General features: G+C 66.8%; 14 protein-coding genes. 4 read left to right on the top strand and 10 right to left on the bottom strand.

Annotation, left to right across the window (positions count from 1 at the left end; genetic code table 11):
* Positions 1 to 23: 23 nt before the first annotated feature.
* Complete coding sequence (locus QK287_RS15155) at positions 24 to 872, top strand: DUF3097 family protein (protein WP_226775162.1); 849 nt, start codon at positions 24 to 26, stop codon at positions 870 to 872.
* Positions 873 to 1,015: 143 nt separating this feature from the next.
* Positions 1,016 to 1,435: a DUF4870 domain-containing protein gene (locus QK287_RS15150; RefSeq protein WP_226775161.1), complete on the top strand. Its 420-nt coding sequence runs from the start codon at positions 1,016 to 1,018 to the stop codon at positions 1,433 to 1,435.
* A gap of 18 nt (positions 1,436 to 1,453) precedes the next feature.
* On the opposite strand, the gene hemW is transcribed toward QK287_RS15150, so the two are convergent.
* A complete protein-coding gene (gene hemW / locus QK287_RS15145; protein ID WP_226775160.1) occupies positions 1,454 to 2,692 on the bottom strand; it encodes a radical SAM family heme chaperone HemW in 1,239 nt (412 codons plus the stop codon).
* 42 nt (positions 2,693 to 2,734) lie between these two features.
* On the bottom strand, positions 2,735 to 4,588 hold the full coding sequence (gene lepA, locus QK287_RS15140; RefSeq protein WP_226775159.1) for a translation elongation factor 4: 1,854 nt from the start codon (positions 4,586 to 4,588) through the stop codon (positions 2,735 to 2,737).
* Between the two features lie 219 nt (positions 4,589 to 4,807).
* Between lepA and QK287_RS15135 the strand changes: the two genes are divergently transcribed.
* Together QK287_RS15135 and rpsT are read left to right on the top strand one after the other, a co-directional pair.
* Entirely contained in the window at positions 4,808 to 5,347 is a 540-nt protein-coding gene (locus QK287_RS15135) for a type II toxin-antitoxin system PemK/MazF family toxin (RefSeq protein ID WP_226775158.1), read from the top strand.
* A gap of 174 nt (positions 5,348 to 5,521) precedes the next feature.
* Positions 5,522 to 5,782 carry a 30S ribosomal protein S20 gene (gene rpsT / locus QK287_RS15130; protein ID WP_226775157.1) on the top strand — a complete coding sequence of 87 codons (261 nt, stop codon included), beginning with the start codon at positions 5,522 to 5,524 and terminating at the stop codon, positions 5,780 to 5,782.
* Between the two features lie 122 nt (positions 5,783 to 5,904).
* Here rpsT and holA read toward each other — a convergent pair whose 3' ends face one another.
* The 8 genes from holA to QK287_RS15090 all read right to left on the bottom strand — a co-directional run bounded on the left by holA (position 5,905) and on the right by QK287_RS15090 (position 18,143).
* Positions 5,905 to 6,918, bottom strand: a complete 1,014-nt coding sequence (gene holA / locus QK287_RS15125; protein WP_226775156.1) for a DNA polymerase III subunit delta — start codon at positions 6,916 to 6,918, stop codon at positions 5,905 to 5,907.
* Positions 6,852 to 8,795, bottom strand: coding sequence for a ComEC/Rec2 family competence protein (locus tag QK287_RS15120; RefSeq protein WP_256446874.1), 1,944 nt, complete (start codon positions 8,793 to 8,795; stop codon positions 6,852 to 6,854). Before QK287_RS15120 ends, holA begins: the two co-directional genes overlap by 67 nt.
* Before the next feature lie 9 nt (positions 8,796 to 8,804).
* Complete coding sequence (locus QK287_RS15115) at positions 8,805 to 9,719, bottom strand: helix-hairpin-helix domain-containing protein (protein ID WP_226775155.1); 915 nt, start codon at positions 9,717 to 9,719, stop codon at positions 8,805 to 8,807.
* A 134-nt stretch (positions 9,720 to 9,853) separates the two neighbouring features.
* Positions 9,854 to 10,861: a DegV family protein gene (locus QK287_RS15110; protein WP_226775154.1), complete on the bottom strand. Its 1,008-nt coding sequence runs from the start codon at positions 10,859 to 10,861 to the stop codon at positions 9,854 to 9,856.
* 96 nt (positions 10,862 to 10,957) lie between these two features.
* Complete coding sequence (leuS, locus tag QK287_RS15105; protein WP_226775153.1) at positions 10,958 to 13,483, bottom strand: leucine--tRNA ligase; 2,526 nt, start codon at positions 13,481 to 13,483, stop codon at positions 10,958 to 10,960.
* Positions 13,484 to 13,880: 397 nt separating this feature from the next.
* Positions 13,881 to 15,395, bottom strand: coding sequence for a glycerol kinase GlpK (glpK, locus tag QK287_RS15100; protein ID WP_226775152.1), 1,515 nt, complete (start codon positions 15,393 to 15,395; stop codon positions 13,881 to 13,883).
* Between the two features lie 50 nt (positions 15,396 to 15,445).
* Positions 15,446 to 16,195, bottom strand: a complete 750-nt coding sequence (locus QK287_RS15095) for an MIP/aquaporin family protein (protein ID WP_226775151.1) — start codon at positions 16,193 to 16,195, stop codon at positions 15,446 to 15,448.
* Between the two features lie 154 nt (positions 16,196 to 16,349).
* Positions 16,350 to 18,143, bottom strand: coding sequence for a glycerol-3-phosphate dehydrogenase/oxidase (locus QK287_RS15090; protein WP_226775150.1), 1,794 nt, complete (start codon positions 18,141 to 18,143; stop codon positions 16,350 to 16,352).
* Positions 18,144 to 18,254 lie beyond the last annotated feature (111 nt).

Raw genomic sequence — 18,254 nt, 5'->3', positions numbered from 1 at the left:
GAGCGCAAAGCAGTGTGTAACCGATGTCGTACCAGAACTGGGGGCCCCAGGACCTGTCCGCGCCCGCCAAAACCCAACTACCCGAAGTCGCCGTCGAGCGCGGAATGGTGCTCGAAGATGTGCAGTCCGGCTGGGTCGGCGCCGTGACCCGGGTGGAGAAGTCCGGCGGGATGCACGTCGTCGCCCTGGAAGACCGCCGGGGGAAGTCCCGGTCCTTTCGCCTCGGCTTCGGTTTTCTGCTGGAAGGCCAGCCGATCCGGCTGATGCCGCCGGCGCCCCGCGGGAGCGCGGCGGCCGCCGGGGCCCGCACCGCCTCGGGTTCCGTCCGCGTGGCGGGCCAGCGCGCCCAGATTGCCAAAGCCAGCCGGATCTGGGTGGAAGGCAAACACGACGCCGAACTCGTCGAAAAGGTCTGGGGTGACGATCTTCGGGTCGAGGGTATCGTCGTGGAGCCGTTGCATGGCATTGACGACCTCAGCGGGGCGGTGGCTGCCTTCCGGCCCGGCCCCGGACGCCGCCTCGGTGTGCTGGTGGACCACCTGGTGCCCGATTCCAAGGAATCCAGGATCGCGGCGGCCGTGATGGCCTCCCCCGGGGCGGCCGGAAACGTCCTGATCGTTGGCCACCCCTACGTCGATGTCTGGCAGGCCATCCGGCCCGCGGTCCTGGGGATCGAGAAGTGGCCGGTAATCCCCCGCGGTGTGGACTGGAAGACGGGTATCCTGACCGCGTTCGGCTGGCCGCACAGCACCAAGGAAGACATTGGCCTGGGCTGGCAGAAACTCCTCGGCACGGTCCACAACTACGCTGACCTCGAACCCTCCCTGCTGGGCCGGGTCGAGGAGGTCATCGACTTCCTGACCGTCCCCTGAACGCCGCCGCCGGACATTCCTGCCAGCGGGCCGATCCGTGATTGCGCGCACCAGCACGTATTCTTGGTATGGCGGTTGCGCTTCCGGCGCAGCAGCGGCATTTCCAGGCACCAAGGCACCACCGCAATCCGAAGGAAAACACCGTGGCAGATGAAGCACGCGAGCATAACGGCGACAAGGCTGGCTATGGCCGGCCCCCTTACCATGGCGTTCCCGCCAACGCGCTGCCGCTGACGGCCGGCGAGGACCGGCAATGGGCCACCTTGGCTCATTTCGGCGGCATCCTCGGTTGCGTGCCCTCGTTGCTGATCTACCTGATCTTCAAGGACCGCGGACCGTTCACGGCGCAGGAGTCCAAAGAAGCCCTCAATTTCACGCTTCCCCCGACAATTGCTGCCGTCGTGTGCAACCTCCTGGTCTTTATCCCGGTAGTGGGCAACATTTTCGCCGTGCTTGCCACTCTGATCTGGATCGCCGTCACCTGCTTTTCGGTCGCAGCCGGAATCCACGTCAACCGCGGCCAGCCGCACCGCTACGAGTTCAACTTCCGCTTTATCAAATAGGGCCCCGGGCACGCAGGGTTAGTCCGGCAGGATCCTGCGGACCACTGCGTCCGCCAGCAGGCGGCCTTTGAGCGTGAGGATGAGGCTGCCGTGGAAGGCCGCGACGGGCTCCACCAGGCCATCGGCGATGAGTCCCGCGACAGCATGCCGCCCGGTATCCCCCAGTCCGCCCAGACTGGCAATGTCCAGCCCTGAGTTCAGCCGCGCTTCGAGCATCACGCGCTCGACGTTGCGGGTCGCAGAATCAAGGGTCTCCCGGCCGGCTGCCGGGGAAAGCCCGGAACCCATCCGATTGGCGTAGGCAGTGGGGTGCTTCACGTTCCACCAGCGCACACCGCCCACGTGCGAGTGAGCGCCCGGGCCGACTCCCCACCAGTCATCGCCCCGCCAATAGGCGAGATTATGCCGGCAGGCCTGTTCCGGGCTGCGGGACCAGTTGCTGACCTCGTACCAGGACAGTCCAGCGGCGGAGATGAGTTCGTCGGCCAGTTCGTACTTTGCCGCATGGTCGTCGTCGTCAATTCCCGCTACCTCGCCACGGCGGATTTGCGCGGCAAGCTTCGTGCCATCCTCGATGATCAGTGCGTAGGCGCTGATGTGGTCAGGCTGATAGGACAACGCGGTCTCCAGCGAGAAGCGCCAGTCGGCCAGCGACTCCCCCGGCGTTCCGTAGATCAGGTCCAGGCTGACGGCGAGCCCGGCCTCCCGCGCCCATTGAACGGCCCGGGGAACCCGGCTGGGAGTGTGGGTGCGGTCCAGTACCTTAAGGACATGCGGCACCGCAGACTGCATGCCGAACGACACCCGGGTGAATCCGGCGTTGGCCAGCAGCTGAAGGGATTCGGGGGTGACCGAGTCCGGGTTCGCCTCAGTGGTGACCTCGGCCCCGGGCGCCAGGCCCCACGCCCCGATGGCGGCGGCAAGGATTCGGGCCAGGTCCCCGGCGGGGAGCAGTGTCGGCGTTCCGCCGCCGAAGAAGACAGTGCTCAGCGGGCGGGGCGGCAGGCCGCTGGCCGCCAGGACCGCCGCCGCAAAGGAAACTTCTGCCACCGCCGTGCCGGCGTAGGCGTCCTGCGAGGCGCCGCCACCGAGCTCCGTGGCGGTATAGGTGTTGAAGTCGCAGTAACCGCAGCGCACGGCGCAGAACGGGATATGCACGTACAGCCCAAAATCCCGGGAAGCGGCACCCTCCAGTGCCTGGCCGGGCAGCAGCCCGTCCGGTGGCGCCGGATCGCCCAGCGGAAGGACGCTAGGCACGGGCCGGGCCCGTCTGCCGTGGAACAGTCGTTGCTGGCACCGTTACTTCTTGGCCTTATCCTTGGACTCATCCGTGGTGAGGGCGGCGATAAAGGCTTCCTGCGGGACCTCCACACGGCCCACCATCTTCATGCGTTTTTTGCCTTCCTTCTGCTTTTCCAGCAGTTTGCGCTTTCGGGTGATGTCACCGCCGTAGCACTTGGCGAGCACGTCCTTGCGGATCGCGCGGATGCTTTCCCGGGCAATGATGCGGGAGCCAATGGCGGCCTGGATGGGAACCTCGAACTGCTGGCGCGGAATGAGTTCGCGCAGCTTGCCGGTCATCATCACGCCGTAGGCGTAGGCCTTGTCCCGGTGGGTGATGGCGCTGAAAGCATCCACCTGTTCGCCCTGGAGCATAATGTCGACCTTGACCAGGTCAGCGACCTGGTCCCCGTCCGCTTTCCAGTCCAGCGACCCGTAGCCGCGGGTCTTGGACTTGAGGATGTCAAAGAAATCAAAGACGATCTCGGCCAACGGCAGACGGTACCGGATTTCCACCCGGTCCTCGGAGAGGTAGTCCATGCCGCCCATCACGCCGCGCCGGCTCTGGCACAGCTCCATGATGGCCCCGACAAACTCGTTCGGCGCCAGGATGGTGGCGGCGACCATAGGCTCACGGACCTCGGCGATCTTGCCGCTGGGGTATTCACTGGGGTTGGTGACGTGGACGACCTTCTTGTCCTCCAGGGTTACCTCGTACTCCACGTTCGGAGCGGTGGAGATCAGGTCGAGGTTGTATTCGCGTTCCAAACGCTCCCTGGTGATTTCCAGGTGCAGCAGCCCCAGGAAGCCGACTCGGAACCCGAATCCCAGCGCCGCGGACGTCTCCGGCTCGTAGACCAGGGCGGCATCGTTGAGCATCAGCTTCTCCAACGCATCGCGGAGCACCGGGTAGTCCGTGCCGTCCAGGGGATACAGGCCGGAGAAGACCATCGGCTTGGCATCGGCATAGCCGGGAAGTGATTCGCTGGCCGGCTTGGCCAGGTTGGTGACGGTGTCGCCGACCTTGGACAGGCGGACGTCCTTGACACCGGTGATGAGGTAGCCCACCTCGCCGACACCGAGGCCCTTGGAGGGGGTTGGCTCCGGGGAGCTGACACCAATCTCGAGGAGTTCATGGGTGGCACGGGTGGACATCATCTGGATGCGTTCGCGGGGGTGCAGCATGCCGTCAACCACGCGGACGTAGGTAACTACGCCGCGGTAGGTGTCGTAGACGGAGTCGAAGATCATGGCGCGCGCGGGAGCGTTGGGATCGCCCACCGGAGCCGGCAGGTCTCGGACGATCTTATCCAGCAGAACCTCCACGCCCATACCCGTCTTGCCGGACACCCGGAGCACATCGTCGGGCTCGCCGCCGATCAGGTTGGCGAGTTCCGCCGCGTACTTCTCGGGCTGGGCTGCGGGAAGGTCGATCTTGTTCAGGACCGGAATGATCGTAAGGTTGTTCTCCATCGCCAGGTAAAGATTGGCCAGGGTCTGGGCCTCGATGCCCTGCGCAGCGTCGACCAGAAGGATCGCGCCTTCACACGCCGCGAGCGAGCGGGAGACCTCGTAGGTGAAGTCGACGTGTCCCGGGGTGTCGATCATGTTCAGCGCGTAGCTGACGCCGTCGAGCTCCCAAGGCATGCGGACGGCCTGGGATTTGATGGTGATGCCGCGTTCGCGCTCAATGTCCATGCGGTCCAGGTACTGGGCCTTCATGTCACGGGACTGGACGACGCCGGTGTACTGGAGCATCCGGTCGGCCAGTGTGGACTTGCCGTGGTCAATGTGCGCAATGATGCAGAAGTTCCGGAGGATGGCCGGATCTGTTGCGGCGGGCACCGGGGCGGTGCGGGCCATGGGAGACACGCAGGGTCCTTACTGTTGGCATTACGGGTGGCTTTTCCACGGATCGGCGCTGGCTCTGGTTTCCCGTCCTGCGACGTGCCGCGTAGCTGAACCTATAGTCTCCCACGTCCGGGCCCGTGGGAGTGCATCCCTGCTCCGTACAGCGGCGCCGATGTTCCGCCTGGATTCTTCGCCGCAGTTGTGCCCGGCGCCGGTACTGGGTGCCGGTAGGGTTTCCCCATGGCTTGGAACTTACGCTCGATCGGCAACGCTGTCCGCAGGACCTTGAGATTCCTGGAGGGCCAGCCCCGCTCCGCGCCGGGCAGCTCCCCGCCGGGAAGAACACCCGCCAGCCAGCCAGCCCCGGGCTCACTGACCGGTACCTACCCCGGAGATTTCCGCGGCACGGCCAAGGTGAGCTACGCCCCGTCTGCCAACGGACGCCCGGAGCCGGGCGAAGTTGTCTGGACCTGGGTGCCGTACGAGGAAGACTATTCGCAGGGCAAGGACCGGCCGGTGCTGCTGGTGGGCAGCAACGGCTCCTACCTGCTGGGGCTTATGCTGACCAGCAAGGACCACGACGGGGACCCTCGCCGGGCCGATGACTACGCCGACATCGGCACCGGCCCCTGGGACCGGCAGCGCCGTCCGAGTGAAGCGAAACTGGACCGTGTCCTGCAGATCAATCCCCGGGATGTCCGGCGCGAGGGCGCGATCCTCGACCGCAAGAGCTTCAACGTCATCGCCGCCGCCCTGAGGACCCGCCAGGGGTGGCGCTGACCGGGCACTCAATCGCCAGCAGACCGGTCTCTCTGCTATTATTGACAGCTGTGTGTCCGTGCAGGTCGACGGCCACAGATGGTTGGTCGCCATAGGTATCCCCACGCCGCTCAGTCAATGGCCAATCTGAAAGCCCTCTAGACCATTTTCCGCATTGAAAAAGAGAGTTCACACGTGGCTAATATTAAGTCCCAGAAGAAGCGCATCCTCACCAACGAGAAGGCCCGCCTGCGCAACAACGCAGTCAAGTCAGAGCTGAAGACGGCCATCCGCGCCGTCAACACCGCCGTTGAGTCAACCGACAAGGATGCGGCCGCTACCGCACTGCTTTCCGCCAGCCGCAAGCTGGACAAGGCTGTCAGCAAGGGCGTTCTCCACAAGAACAACGCCGCAAACCGCAAGTCGGCCATCTCCAAGAAGGTCAACGCGCTCTAAGGTTTCCAGTTCTTTCGAACTGACGATTGTGGCCGGCACCCCAGGGTGCCGGCCACTTCCAGTTAAGCGCTAGAGCGACCGTGCGCAGCACCTGCTGCGTGGGCACCGGTCCCGGTCCTGGCTCAGCGGCGGACGGAGGTAGCGATCACGGTTACGGCGTGTTCGACGGCGTAGACCGGGTCCCGGGACAGGCCCTTCACCTGGGCGTCGGCCTCGGCGGTGACCTGGATGGACCGGACAAGCCCTTCGGGGGTCCAGCGCCGGACCTCCCGCTGTGCCTGCTCGACCAGCCAGGGTTGCATGCCCAGTTGCTTGGCAATCTGCGACGAGGACCCCTGGGCGCCGGCCACCTTGGCGAGGCTCCGGAGCTTCGAGGCCAGCGCGGCCACCAAGGGAACCGGGTCCGCCCCGGTATCGAGGGCGTGGCGCAGGGTGGAGAGGGCCAGCGGCGCATTCCCTGCCATCGCTGCGTCGGCTACCTTGAACGCGGTGGCTTCCACCCGGCCCCCGTAGTACCGGTCCACCATGGCAGAATCCACGCTGGTGGACGCATCGGCGATCAATTGGCTGCAGGCGGCGGCCAGTTCGGCGAGCTGGGCGCCGACGGCGTTGACGAGGGCATGCACGGCATCGGGATCAATGCGGCGGGAAGCTGCCCGAAACTCGGCTGCCACAAACGCGACCTTGTCCGCGTCCTTTTTCAGCGGCTGGCAGTCCACCACCGGCCATCCGCCGGATTTGATGGCGTCCAGGAGCTTCTTCCCGCGCACGCCGCCACTATGGCGCAGGACGAGGACAGCGTCGGGCTCGGGCCGGGCGAGGTATCTGAGACCGTCAGCGAGGAACGCGTCGTTCATGCCCTCCAGTCCTTCCACCTCGATCAGCTTCTGTTCGCCGAAAAGTGACGGACTGACATTCATGGCGAGGGAACCGGGCTCGTAGTTGCCGGCAGTGAGCCGGGTGACTTCGACATCAGGGGCGGCGGCGCGGACCTGCGCCCGGATCCGGTCCATGGCGCGGGAGCCCAGGTAGTCTTCCGGGCCGCCCACCAGCACAACGGCTGCCGGGCTCACATCGCGCCAGGTGGCCGTGTTCGAAGCCGCGGGCCGGGTGCGTGGGGTCTGGGCAGCAGCCACTGAGGTTTCCTCCCGGAAGATTGTGTGCAGACTCTAAGCCTGCCACGGCCGGGGCGGTGCACCAAGCCGGGCCAGCTCCCTTCCCGGGCCGAGTGCCGGCCATCGCCGCGCATCGGTATCCGGTTCAGCAACGCCACCGTTCGCTGATGTGCCGTCAGGGCCAACCCGGCCGTCCGGAAGGGGTGGAAGGCCAGCCACCAGGCGGCGAAGGCCGCGGCCGAGAAGAGCGCCATGGTCGCGGCGCCGTAGGCCCCGTCCGGCCACGGCAGCACCGCGCCGGGCAGGCCCGCGAAGAACCGGGCAATTCCTCCTACCCCGGCGGCGAAGGCGGCGGCGACGCCCAACGGGACAGCGGCGAAGCCCGGAGCCAGCGGGACCAGCGGCACGGCCGCGGTCCCCAGCAGCGTGACCGGGGCAACCAGGGCAGCGGCGGCCATGTTGGCGGGCAGGGCGTAGGAAGTGAACTGGGGCTGGAGCAGAACGATGACCGGCCCGCAGAATGCCTGTGCGGAAAGCGGCACGGCCACTGCAGCGGCGGCCCAACGCGGTACGGCTGCCGGAAACCACTTCATGACCGGTCTGCCTGTGGTCACAATACCCAGGGTCGCCAGCACGGAGAGCAGGAATCCGAAGCTGGCGGCCAGCACCGGTTGGAGCAGGACAAGGCCGGTGACGGCCACGCACAGGAGGCTTAGCCCGCGTCCTGGCCGGCCGCCGGCAAGGGCCGCAAGACCGATGGCGCCCATCACCGCGGCCCGCAGGACACTCGCATCCGGGCCCACCACCAGGACGAACAGGCCCAAGCCAACCAGGCAGAGGACCGAAGCGAGTACCCGGCTCAATCGCAGGCTGCGCGCGGCCAGCAGGAGGGCGCCTAGGATGACGCTGCAGTTGGCGCCGCTCACTGCCGTCAGATGGGTCATGCCGACAGACCTCATCGCCACGTCCAGCTCCTCGTCCAGGAGGGTCGTGTCGCCGGTGACCATTCCCGGCAGGAGTCCCCGGGCGTCGCCGCCGAACTGCCCGGTGGCCGCAGTGAAACGGCTGCGCAGCTCCCCCGGGGCGAGCTGCCAGGTGCCGGGCTCCCCGACCGTCGTGGGGACGGAACTTGCCAGGAGGACTGCCGCTTCGGTCAGGCCCGGTGTGGGCGGAGCAAGTTTACCGGTCGTTCGGATCCGCCGGCCGGGGACGGCGTACTCCCAGCCGGCGCCGCCCAGGACCAGGAGCCTGGCCGGTACGCGTACCCGCTGCGCGTCGAAGGTCATGTCGATCAGCGTGACCGGTACGGCCCATCGGTCCGCCGCCCCGGTATGCCCGGGCGACTTGAGCCGGCGCGGCGTCCCCGTTACCTCCACTTCCGCGGCAACGGCTGTTACCTCGGCTGCGGCGGCAGACACGGCACCCTCGTGCCTGAGGGAAGAATCTGCGGCGGCGTGCCCGCCGGCGGCAGCCGCGAGCAGCAGTGCCACGGCCATCGTCGCGCGGAAGCTTCGCCGGGCCGGCGGGCCCGGCTGCCCACTGCCTGAACCGGCTGCCGCCACGGCCAGGAGCAGCCCGGACCCCGTCACGAAGCTCATGCAGAGCGCCGCCAGGACCGCCGGGGGCAGCTGCTGCGCCGCGGCCGCCGTCGCCCAGACCATTGCCGCCATCGGAACCAGGCGCACATCGGTCCTGCGCCATAAGTCCTCCCGCGCCGGCGCGGGCCCGCCCGGGGCTTCCCATGACGCACACCAGGTGCGGAGCCTCGGGCCAAGCATCCGGAGCCGGCCGGACCACTCCGGTGGCGGCGGCCCCTTCGCCTCCCGCGGCTGCTGGTTTGCGGCGGGCCGGCGGGCCGCGGCGTCCACGTACCGCTGCCAGCGGCTGCCGTGGTCCATGTCCGCCCCTCAGACCCTCACCAGAGGCAGCAAGGCTGCGAGCATCTTGGCCCCTACGCCATCCACGGCATCCAGCTCCTCGACCCGTTCAAAGCGGCCGTGCTGGGACCGCCACTCGACAATCCGCCGGGCCAGCACCGGGCCGACGCGCGGCAGGGTCTCCAGTTCGTCGACGCCGGCAGTGTTCAGGTTGATCTTTCCGCCCGGAGGAGGGGGCCCGCCGGCCGAGTCCGGCCCGTCCGCGGCGCCGGCCGCCCCAGCGGCAGCAGCTCCGGCCGGCCCGGTACTTTCACCCTGCCGCGGCACAACGACCTTTTGTCCGTCTTCCAACACGGCCGCGAGATTAAGCTGGCCGGGGTCCGCATCGGGCGCTCCGCCTCCCGCCGCCGAAATCGCCTCGTGCAGGCGGCTCCCCGATGCCAACTCCACGATTCCGGCATGGACCACCGCGCCCGCCACGTGCACGGTGATCCGGTCGGCTGCGACGGCTCCCGTCCCAGGTCCCGTCGCAGGTGCCGTCCCAAGTTCCGGAGCGGGTTCCGCGCCGGGTTCCGCGCCGGGTTCCGCGGTGCTGACGGCGCCGAGCGGGCTGACCTGGGTTGCGGTGTTCGATGCCTGCCACCAGAAGCAGCCAAGGAGCGCCATCGCCACCAGGCACAGCAAGGTAGCTGCGCGGTGTCCGGTCCGCCATCGGAGCCGGGGTCCGCGGCTGGCCGGCGCATCCGCCTGGCCCGGAACGCGCTGTTCCGCGGCGCGCCCGGTCCCGGGTGGCCCGCTGAGCAGGCCGGAGACGGGGCTGTCACCGGCGGAGGCAGGCCTAAAGTCCTCGGCACCCCGGAAGGCAGGAGTCACGGCGGCCGACAACCTGCGGCCGGAAGGGACGGCCTCGGGGCTGGGCGGGCTTTCCGGATCGTGACGCGGCATGCGCCCATCCTACGAACCGCAGCGTACGAGGCACCGGGCCGAGTGTGCCATGTGGAAAACCCCTGTGGAATAGCCGGTCCCCGGGCGTGGCGGCGGACGGCGTGCCGGTCAGGAAGTGCCGGAAGCCGTCCCGGTCAGGAGGCGGCAGACGGCACCCGTGCTGCCGGCGTGCCGCTCTCCCCCACAATAACCGCCAGCACTCCGAGCCCGGCGTGGGCAGCGAGCACGGCGGGGAGTGCGCTGATCTGGACGGGCAGACATCCCGGGACGGCTGCGGCCAGCTCCGCGGCGAGCTGTTTAGCCTCCGCCGGGTTACCAAAGTGGTGGACAGCGAGGAGCGCCCGCCCCGGGGGCCGGCTAATGGCGTCGGCCACTGCGATCTCCCGGAGCCGTGCGATGGCTTTCGCTGCGGACCTGACCTTCTCCAGCGGAACGACCCTGCCGTCCTCGACCGCAAGGATTGGCTTGATCGCGAACATGGTCCCCCAGAGAGAAGCCGCGGCTCCGATCCGTCCGCCGCGCCGGAGCTGCTCGAGGCTGGGTACGTAGAAGTAGACCTTGGAGCGGGCCAGCCCGTATTCAGCGCACTCACGCACGGCGGCGGCTGCCTTGCCTTGCGCGGCAGCGCTGACTGCGCATTGGACCGCCATTCCCTGAGCCATACCGACGGTGCGCGAGTCCAGGACGTCCACCGGGATGCTCACCTTGGCGGCAGCCAGCCGGGCGGAGTCCACCGTGCCGGAGAGTTCCCCGGAAATGTGGAGCGACACAACGGACTCGAAGCCATTGCGCTGGGCGGCCACATAAGCCTGTTCAAACTGGCCGGGTGAAGGTCGGGAGGTCTTGACGGGTTTGCCGCTCGCCAGGGCCACGGCGATGGTATCCGCGATGTCGTCCTCGCCCTCGCCGTAGATTTCAGTGCCGACCATCACAGGCATCGGGACGACCGTCAGCTCCCCGCCGGCGGATACCGCGCGTACCCAGTCGGCCGGAAGTGCTGCGGCAGAGTCCGTGACCACGGCCGTCCGGACTCCATCCGGGGCAGCCCCGGACCCGGGGTCCATTGCGGGGACCCTGGCCTGGCGCAACCCGTTGAGGCGCTCCTTCAGCCACGGCCACCCCGCTGGGTCGCGGTGGGGCACCAGGCACCTCCTGCCGTCTGCACTTGCTGTCGGGTCCCGCTGTGATGGCCGGCCGCCGTTTCCCGCGGCGGCCGGCCTGTTCACTGACCTGCCCGGTTAGGCCGGGACGATGTTGACCAGTTTAGGCGCCCGCACGATTACCGTGCGGATATCGCGGCCGTCGAGGGCCCGCTGGACGTTTTCCGAGGCCAGCGCCAATTCGCGCAGTTCGTCCTCGCCGATCGCCGGTGAGACGTCCAGCCGGTCGCGAACCTTGCCCTGGACCTGGACGACGGCGGTGACCGTGTCCTGCACCAGGAGGGACTCGTCGTGTGCCGGCCAGCCTGCGTTGGCCACCGAGGCGGGGTGTCCCAGCACGTTCCAGAGATCCTCGGCCGTGTACGGCGCGAAGAGGCTCAGAATGACAGCGACGGTCTCAACGGCTTCGCGGACCGCCGGGTCGGAGCCGCCCGCCCCGGCGTCAATCGTCTTTCGGGTCGCGTTGACCAGTTCCATCAGCTTGGCGACCACCACATTGAACTTGTTGTGGTCAAGCAGGGCTTCGGCGTCGGCGATTGTGCGGTGCGTAACGGTACGCAGGGCCCGGTCCCCGGCGGCAAAGTTGACGCCGGGTGCGCTGGTGACATCCTGTCCCAGCCGCCAGGCGCGGGCGAGGAACTTGGCGGAGCCCGACGGCGACACGTCTGCCCAGTCGACGTCGTCCTCCGGCGGCGAGGCGAAGATCATGGTGAGCCGGACGGCGTCGACGCCGAATTTGTCCAGCTGCTCGCCCAGGTCAACGCCGTTGCCCAGGGACTTGCTCATGGCCTTACCGCCGTTGAGTACCTGGCCTTGGTTCAACAGGGCGCTGAACGGCTCGTCGGTGTCGATCATGCCAAGGTCATGGATGACCTTGGTGAAAAAACGGGCATAGAGCAAGTGCAAAATGGCATGCTCCACGCCGCCGACGTACTGGCCCACCGGCATCCAGTCATTGATCTTGGCGGGGTCGAACGGCCCCCCGGTGTAGTCCGGGGAGACGAAGCGCAGGAAGTACCAGGACGAGTCCACAAAGGTGTCCATGGTGTCAGTGTCCCGCCTGGCCGGCCCGTGGCAAACGGGGCAGTCGACATTGACCCAGCTTTCGACGGCGGCCAGCGGGGAGGTGCCCTTGGGGGAGAGGTCCTCGCCCCGCAGGTCTGCCGGCAGGGTAACCGGGAGCTGTTCGTCCGGGACCGGGACTTCCCCGCAGGAGGGACAGTGGATGATCGGGATCGGGGTGCCCCAGAACCGCTGCCGGCTGAGCAACCAGTCGCGCAGGCGGAAGTTCACGAATTTTTCGCCCGTGCCCTGCTGCTGCAGGATCTCGATGGCGGCCGGAATGGCTTCTGCCTTGGGCAGTCCATCCAGGGCACCGGAGTTGATCAGGGTTCCCTCACCCGTGGTGGCAGTACCGCTGGATGCGGGATCTTCTTCCCCCGTATCCAGCACTGCCCGGACCGGCAGGTCGAAGGTGCGGGCAAAGTCGAGGTCGCGCTGGTCGTGGGCAGGGACGGCCATAATGGCTCCGGTGCCGTAGTCGGCCAGCACATAGTCGGCCGCCCAGACGGGCAGTTTCTCGCCGTTCAGCGGGTTGGTGGCATAACGGCCGGTGAAAACTCCGGTTTTTTCCCGCTCAGTGGACTGTCGCTCGATTTCGGAAAGCGCCTTGACCTGTTCCCGGTACGCGTCCAGGGCCGCGGCGTGTTCCCCGGTGACCAGCTCGACGGCGATCGGCGCGTCGGCGGCGACGACGAAGAACGTCGCGCCGTAGAGGGTGTCCGGGCGGGTCGTGAAGACCGTAACGTCCTGGGCGGCCTTGCCGCCCTCGGCCTCGATCACGAAGGTGACGTGGGCACCCTCGGATCGGCCGATCCAGTTCTTCTGCATGGCCAGGACACGCTCGGGCCAGTGGCCGCGCAGTTCATCCATGTCATCAAGGAGCCGGTCTGCGTAGTCGGTGATTTTGAAGTACCACTGGTTCAGCGACTTCTTTGTGACCGGAGTGCCGCACCGTTCACAGGCGCCGTTGACGACCTGTTCGTTGGCCAGCACGGTCTGGTCCTTGGGGCACCAGTTGACCGGGGAGTTCTTGCGGTAGGCCAGGCCGCGTTCATAGAAGCGCTTAAAGAGCCACTGGGTCCAGCGGTAATACTCCGGGTCGGAGGTGTGGATCCGACGGGACCAGTCCGCAGAGATGGCGTAGCGCTTGAACGAGGCAGCCTGGGTGTCGATGTTGGCATAGGTCCACTCGCTGGGGTGCGCGTTGCGCTTAATCGCCGCGTTCTCGGCGGGCAGTCCGAAGGAATCCCAGCCAATCGGGTGCAGCACATCGAAGCCCTGCTGTCGGAGGTAACGCGCGACGACGTCGCCCATGGCGAAGGCCTCTGCGTGGCCCATGTGCAGATCCCCGGACGGGTACGGGAACATGTCCAGGACATACCGCCGTTCCTTGGACCCGTCATCGACGGGTGTGAAGACCTTGAGGTCCTCCCAGACCTGCGGCCATTTGGCCTCCATGGCGGCAAAGCTGTAGGCACCCTCGTCAGGCGTCTCCGCTGCGACTGCTGGTGTTCCGGTCTCTGTCTCCGGCTGAACGCTCACTGCTGGCCTCTTCTGTTCTTTCGATCTTGTCAGATCAGGACTGTCCCGCCTGATCCCCTGCTGCGGGCCGGCAAACATCCCGGACACACAAAAGCCCCTCGACACGGAGGGGCGGCCGCGCGGCAATCCGGGTTTTCGACGGAATGCCGGGCGGCTAGCTAAGCAGGAGGATCGCGCGCACAGGACTACTTTAGCGCACCCACAAACCACCCACAGGTAAGTCGCCACGAGCGGCTGAAGTGTGGACGCACTCGAGAGGGAGGCCGCACCCCGCCAGGGTGTGGTGGGCACCGCGATGGGCCCCCTGCTGCGAGGGTCCCGACACGAGCTTGCGAGTGTCAGGGAGCAGCAGGGGACGGGCAGGGCGGGTGCGGCCTCCCTCAACAGAGGCTGGGACTTACTTCACGTCGGCGTCGACCCAGTCCATGGACTTGGTGACGGCCTTCTTCCAGAGGCGCATCTGGCGGTCCCGCTCGGCGTCATCCATCTGCGGCTCCCAGCGCTTGTCCTCGGCCCAGTTGGCCGAGCATTCGCCCAGATCCTTCCAGAACCCCACGGCAAGGCCGGCGGCGTAAGCCGCCCCCAGGGCAGTGGTCTCGACGACTTTGGGCCGGATCACCGGCACCCCCAGGATGTCGGCCTGAAACTGCATCAGGGCGTCGTTGGCCACCATGCCGCCGTCGACCTTCAGCTCCGTCAGCGGCACGCCCGAATCGGCGTTGACCGCATCGAGGACCTCCCGGGTCTGGAACGCCGTGGCCTCCAGCGCAGCTCGGGCGATGTGGTTCTTGTTCACAAAGCGGGTCAGGCCGACGATCGCGCCCCGGGCGTCGGAGCGCCAATACGGAGCAAACAGTCCGGAGAATGCCGGCACAATGTACACCCCGCCGTTGTCCTTGACCGCGGCGGCAAGGGTTTCCACTTCCGGGGCGCTGCTGATCATGCCAAGGTTGTCACGCAGCCACTGGATCAGGGAACCGGTCACGGCGATCGAGCCCTCCAGCGCGTAGTGCGGCGCCGCGTCGCCGAGCTTGTACCCGACAGTTGTCAGCAGCCCGTTCTTGGAGTGGACGATCTCCTCACCGGTGTTGAAGATCAAGAAGCAGCCGGTGCCATAGGTGTTCTTGGCTTCGCCGGCTTCAAACGCCGCCTGCCCGAACGTTGCGGCCTGCTGGTCGCCCAGGATCCCTGCGACCGGAACTTCACGCAGCAGCTGGGACGTGTGCACCGTCCCGTACACCTCGGAGGAAGACTTGATCTCCGGCATCATCGAGGCCGGGACACCGAAGGCGTCCAGAATGTCCTGGTCCCAGGACAAGGTCTCGAGATCCATAAACAGGGTCCGGGACGCGTTGGTCACATCGGTGACATGGACGCCCCCGTCGACGCCGCCGGTCAGGTTCCACAGCACCCAGCAGTCAGTGTTGCCGAACACGAGGTCGCCTGCTTCGGCCTTCTCGCGGGCGCCCTCAACATTGTCCAGGATCCATTTGATTTTGGTGCCGGAGAAGTACGTGGCCAGCGGGAGCCCCACCTTTTCCTTGAAGCGATCCACACCGCCGTCCTTTGCCAGCTCGTCCACGATGGGCTGGGTGCGGGTGTCCTGCCAGACGATGGCGTTGTAAACGGCTTTGCCGGTCGTTTTGTCCCAGACGACGGCGGTCTCACGCTGGTTGGTGATGCCTACGGCAGCGATGTCGTGCCGGGTGAGGTTTGCCTTGGACAGCGCGGTGCCGATGACCTCGCGGGTGTTGTTCCAGATCTCCGCGGGATCGTGTTCCACCCAGCCGGCCTGCGGGAAGATCTGTTCATGTTCGAGCTGGCCGGACGAGACGATGCTGCCGCTGTGGTCGAAGATGATGGCTCGGCTGCTGGTGGTGCCCTGGTCGATTGCGATTACATACTGGTTCATGGTGACGTCCTTGTCTTGGGGTTGGCTGTTGGAGGTGTGCAGCGCGACGGTTAAGCCGCCGCGGTGGCAATGATCGGCACCACTGCGGCCACAATGCCGGCGAGGCCGCCGCCGACGAGCGGTCCGACGACGGGGATCCAGGAATAGCTCCAATCCGAGGATCCCTTGCCCTTGATCGGCAGCAGGGCGTGGGCGATGCGCGGGCCCAGGTCACGGGCGGGGTTGATGGCGTAGCCGGTGGGGCCGCCGAGGGAGACGCCGATGCCGACGACCAGCAGGGCAACGGCCAGCGGGCCAAGCCCGGACGGTGTCCCGCCGAAGGTGAGGATGACGAAGACCAGGACAAAGGTGCCGATGATTTCGGTGACCAGGTTCCAGGTGGTGGAGCGGATGGCGGGGCCGGTGGAGAATACGCCAAGTTTGTTGGCGGGCTCGGGCTCGACATCGAAGTGCTGCTTGTGGGCCAGCCACATCACCACAGCACCCAGGAAGGCTCCCAGGAGTTCACCGCCGAAGTAGGTAAACGTCGAGGCAAAGTCGACCGGAACGCCGGGGGCGTAAGTGCCTTTGCCATTGATCAGCAGGCCGAATGTCACGGCGGGGTTCAGGTGCGCACCTGATTTCACGGCGACGAATACACCGGCGAAGACAGCGATGCCCCATCCCCAGGTGACCATCAGGAATCCGCCGTTATTTCCTTTTGTACCCTTCAGTGCAACGTTTGCCACAACGCCACAGCCCAGCAGGGTCAGCATTGCGGTACCGAAGACTTCGGACAGGAAAACTATTCCAAGAGACATCTTTGACTCCTCTATTTTCTGTTGTCAGCCCCTCGCGGGTTTGAAGGGCTGGTGTGCCGGCGGGGCCGTGGCTCCGCCGGCCGGCCGCTGCGCGGGTCTTCCATTGAACCCCGCAGCCGGTGCGCCCGGACGTCATCCGCCCGGGCGCCGATCTCTATCCGGCGACCACGCTGTGGACGTGGACCCCGTGGAATCGCTTGAGCACCTCCTGAGCGTGGCTGATCTCGGCGGCTTGGGTGGCCGCGTCCCAGCCGAGCGGGCCTGCAAGGATGCCGGCAACCTCGTGCAGAAGTTCGCCGGTCACCAGGCCGCGGAAGGCGAGGGACGTGCGACGGATCAAGACGTCGATCAGGTGCCCGATCTGCTCGTTCCGGGCCATAAACTCCAGTTCACGGACGGAGAGCTCGCGGGTGGAGTGCAGGAGCGGGTCCGGGCCGGCGTCGAGGAAGCTGATGATCTCCCCGGCGCGGGTGCCGTAGCGGGTGAGCAGCCCTGCGGTGCGGTCGGCATCACGGTTGTCCGTCATGTGTGCCTTGATCCAGCGCTGCACGCCATCCTCGCTCTCGGGGAAACCGGCACCGCCGCCGATGGCCAGTTTCGCCGTCGAGATTTTACGGTGCATTCCGAGTTCAGCGAGGACCTTGTCGCTCAGGTGTTCGGCGAGGGCGCGGAAGGTGGTCCATTTTCCGCCCACAAGGCTAAGCACGACTGCGCCGGCACTCCCCGTCCCGGCGGCGCCCCCGGCGCGGCGTTCGATCCGGTAGTCGCGGCTGACGAAGCCCGGCTGGGTGGCGTCGTGCCGGGGCAGCGGACGGACTCCGGAAAACGTGTAGACGATCTGATCCCGGCCCACGGTGATGTCCGGGAAGACATGGCCGATCAGGTCGAAGAAGTAGTCGATCTCTTCCTCGGTGCATACAGCGTCTTCCGCCATGTCCGCGTCGATGTCCGTGGTCCCGACCAGGACGCGGTCCCCCATCGGGTAGATCAATACGATCCGGCCGTCGGTGTGTTCGAAGAAGATCTCGCGTCCGCTGCAGGCGGCGAGCAGTTCCGGGTGGTCCAGCACAATGTGCGAGCCCTTGGTGCCGCCCATAAAGGCAGACGCCTCGCCCATCGCCTGGTTTGTCTGGTCGACCCAGGCGCCGGTGGTGTTGACGATGACGTCGGCGGAGAACTCAAACCGTTCACCGGTGAGTTCGTCTCGAAGTTCCGCGATGCTTCCGGTGCGCCCGGTCCCTGCTGCGTCGCGGACCGCCACCAGCGAGAGGTAGTTGCTGGCGCGGGCATCGCTGGCCCCCGCGGCGCCGGCCTTCTCGCCGTCCTGCAGCACATCCAGCGTGAGTCGCTCCGGGTTGTGCACGGAGGCGTCGAAATACGTCGCCGCATATTTGATTCCCGGGTGCAGGCGGGGCAGCTCGGCAAGAGCCCGCCGGCGGCCGCGGAACTGGTGTCGGGGGACGGTGCCGCCGTCCCGGGAGAAGAAGTCGTACATGCTCAGGCCAAGCTTGATCAGGAAGGCCCCGCGTTCCGTGGGAGCCCCGTGCTGCTTGTGGGTCAGGAACCGCAGCGGCGCGGCGAGGATGCCGGAAAACGTGCTGAAGATGGGGATGGTCGTCTGGAGCGGCTTTACGTAGTGCGGGGCGATGCGCAGCAGCCGGTTGCGTTCCACAACCGATTCCTGGACGAGGCGGAACTCGCCGTTCTCAAGGTAACGGATACCACCGTGGATCATGTGCGATGAGGCACCGCTGGCCCCCTGGCAGTAGTCACCGCGCTCCACAAGTGCCACGTCAACACCCTGCAGGGCGAGGTCCCGGAACGTGCCCACTCCATTTATGCCACCGCCGATGATAAGCACCTGCGCGTGCGGCCGCCTCTGCAGCTTCTGCACCGATGCGCGCTCGCCGGCCGACGCCTGGTTGCGGGCTGAATCCTTCTGTCCCAAGAACTACTCCTTTGGGTTTGGTCCTGTGCGGCGCGCCGTGCGGCGCGGCGCCGTTCATCACTATTCTTTGGAGTAATGGAAAATGGAGTCAAGCACTATGCACAAACGTGC

This window comes from Arthrobacter sp. AL05, assembly GCF_029960715.1.
In the GTDB taxonomy this organism is placed as follows: Bacteria; Actinomycetota; Actinomycetes; order Actinomycetales; family Micrococcaceae; genus Arthrobacter.
Note: the sequence above shows the minus strand (reverse complement) of the source record. Positions and strands in the feature narration are given on the sequence as shown.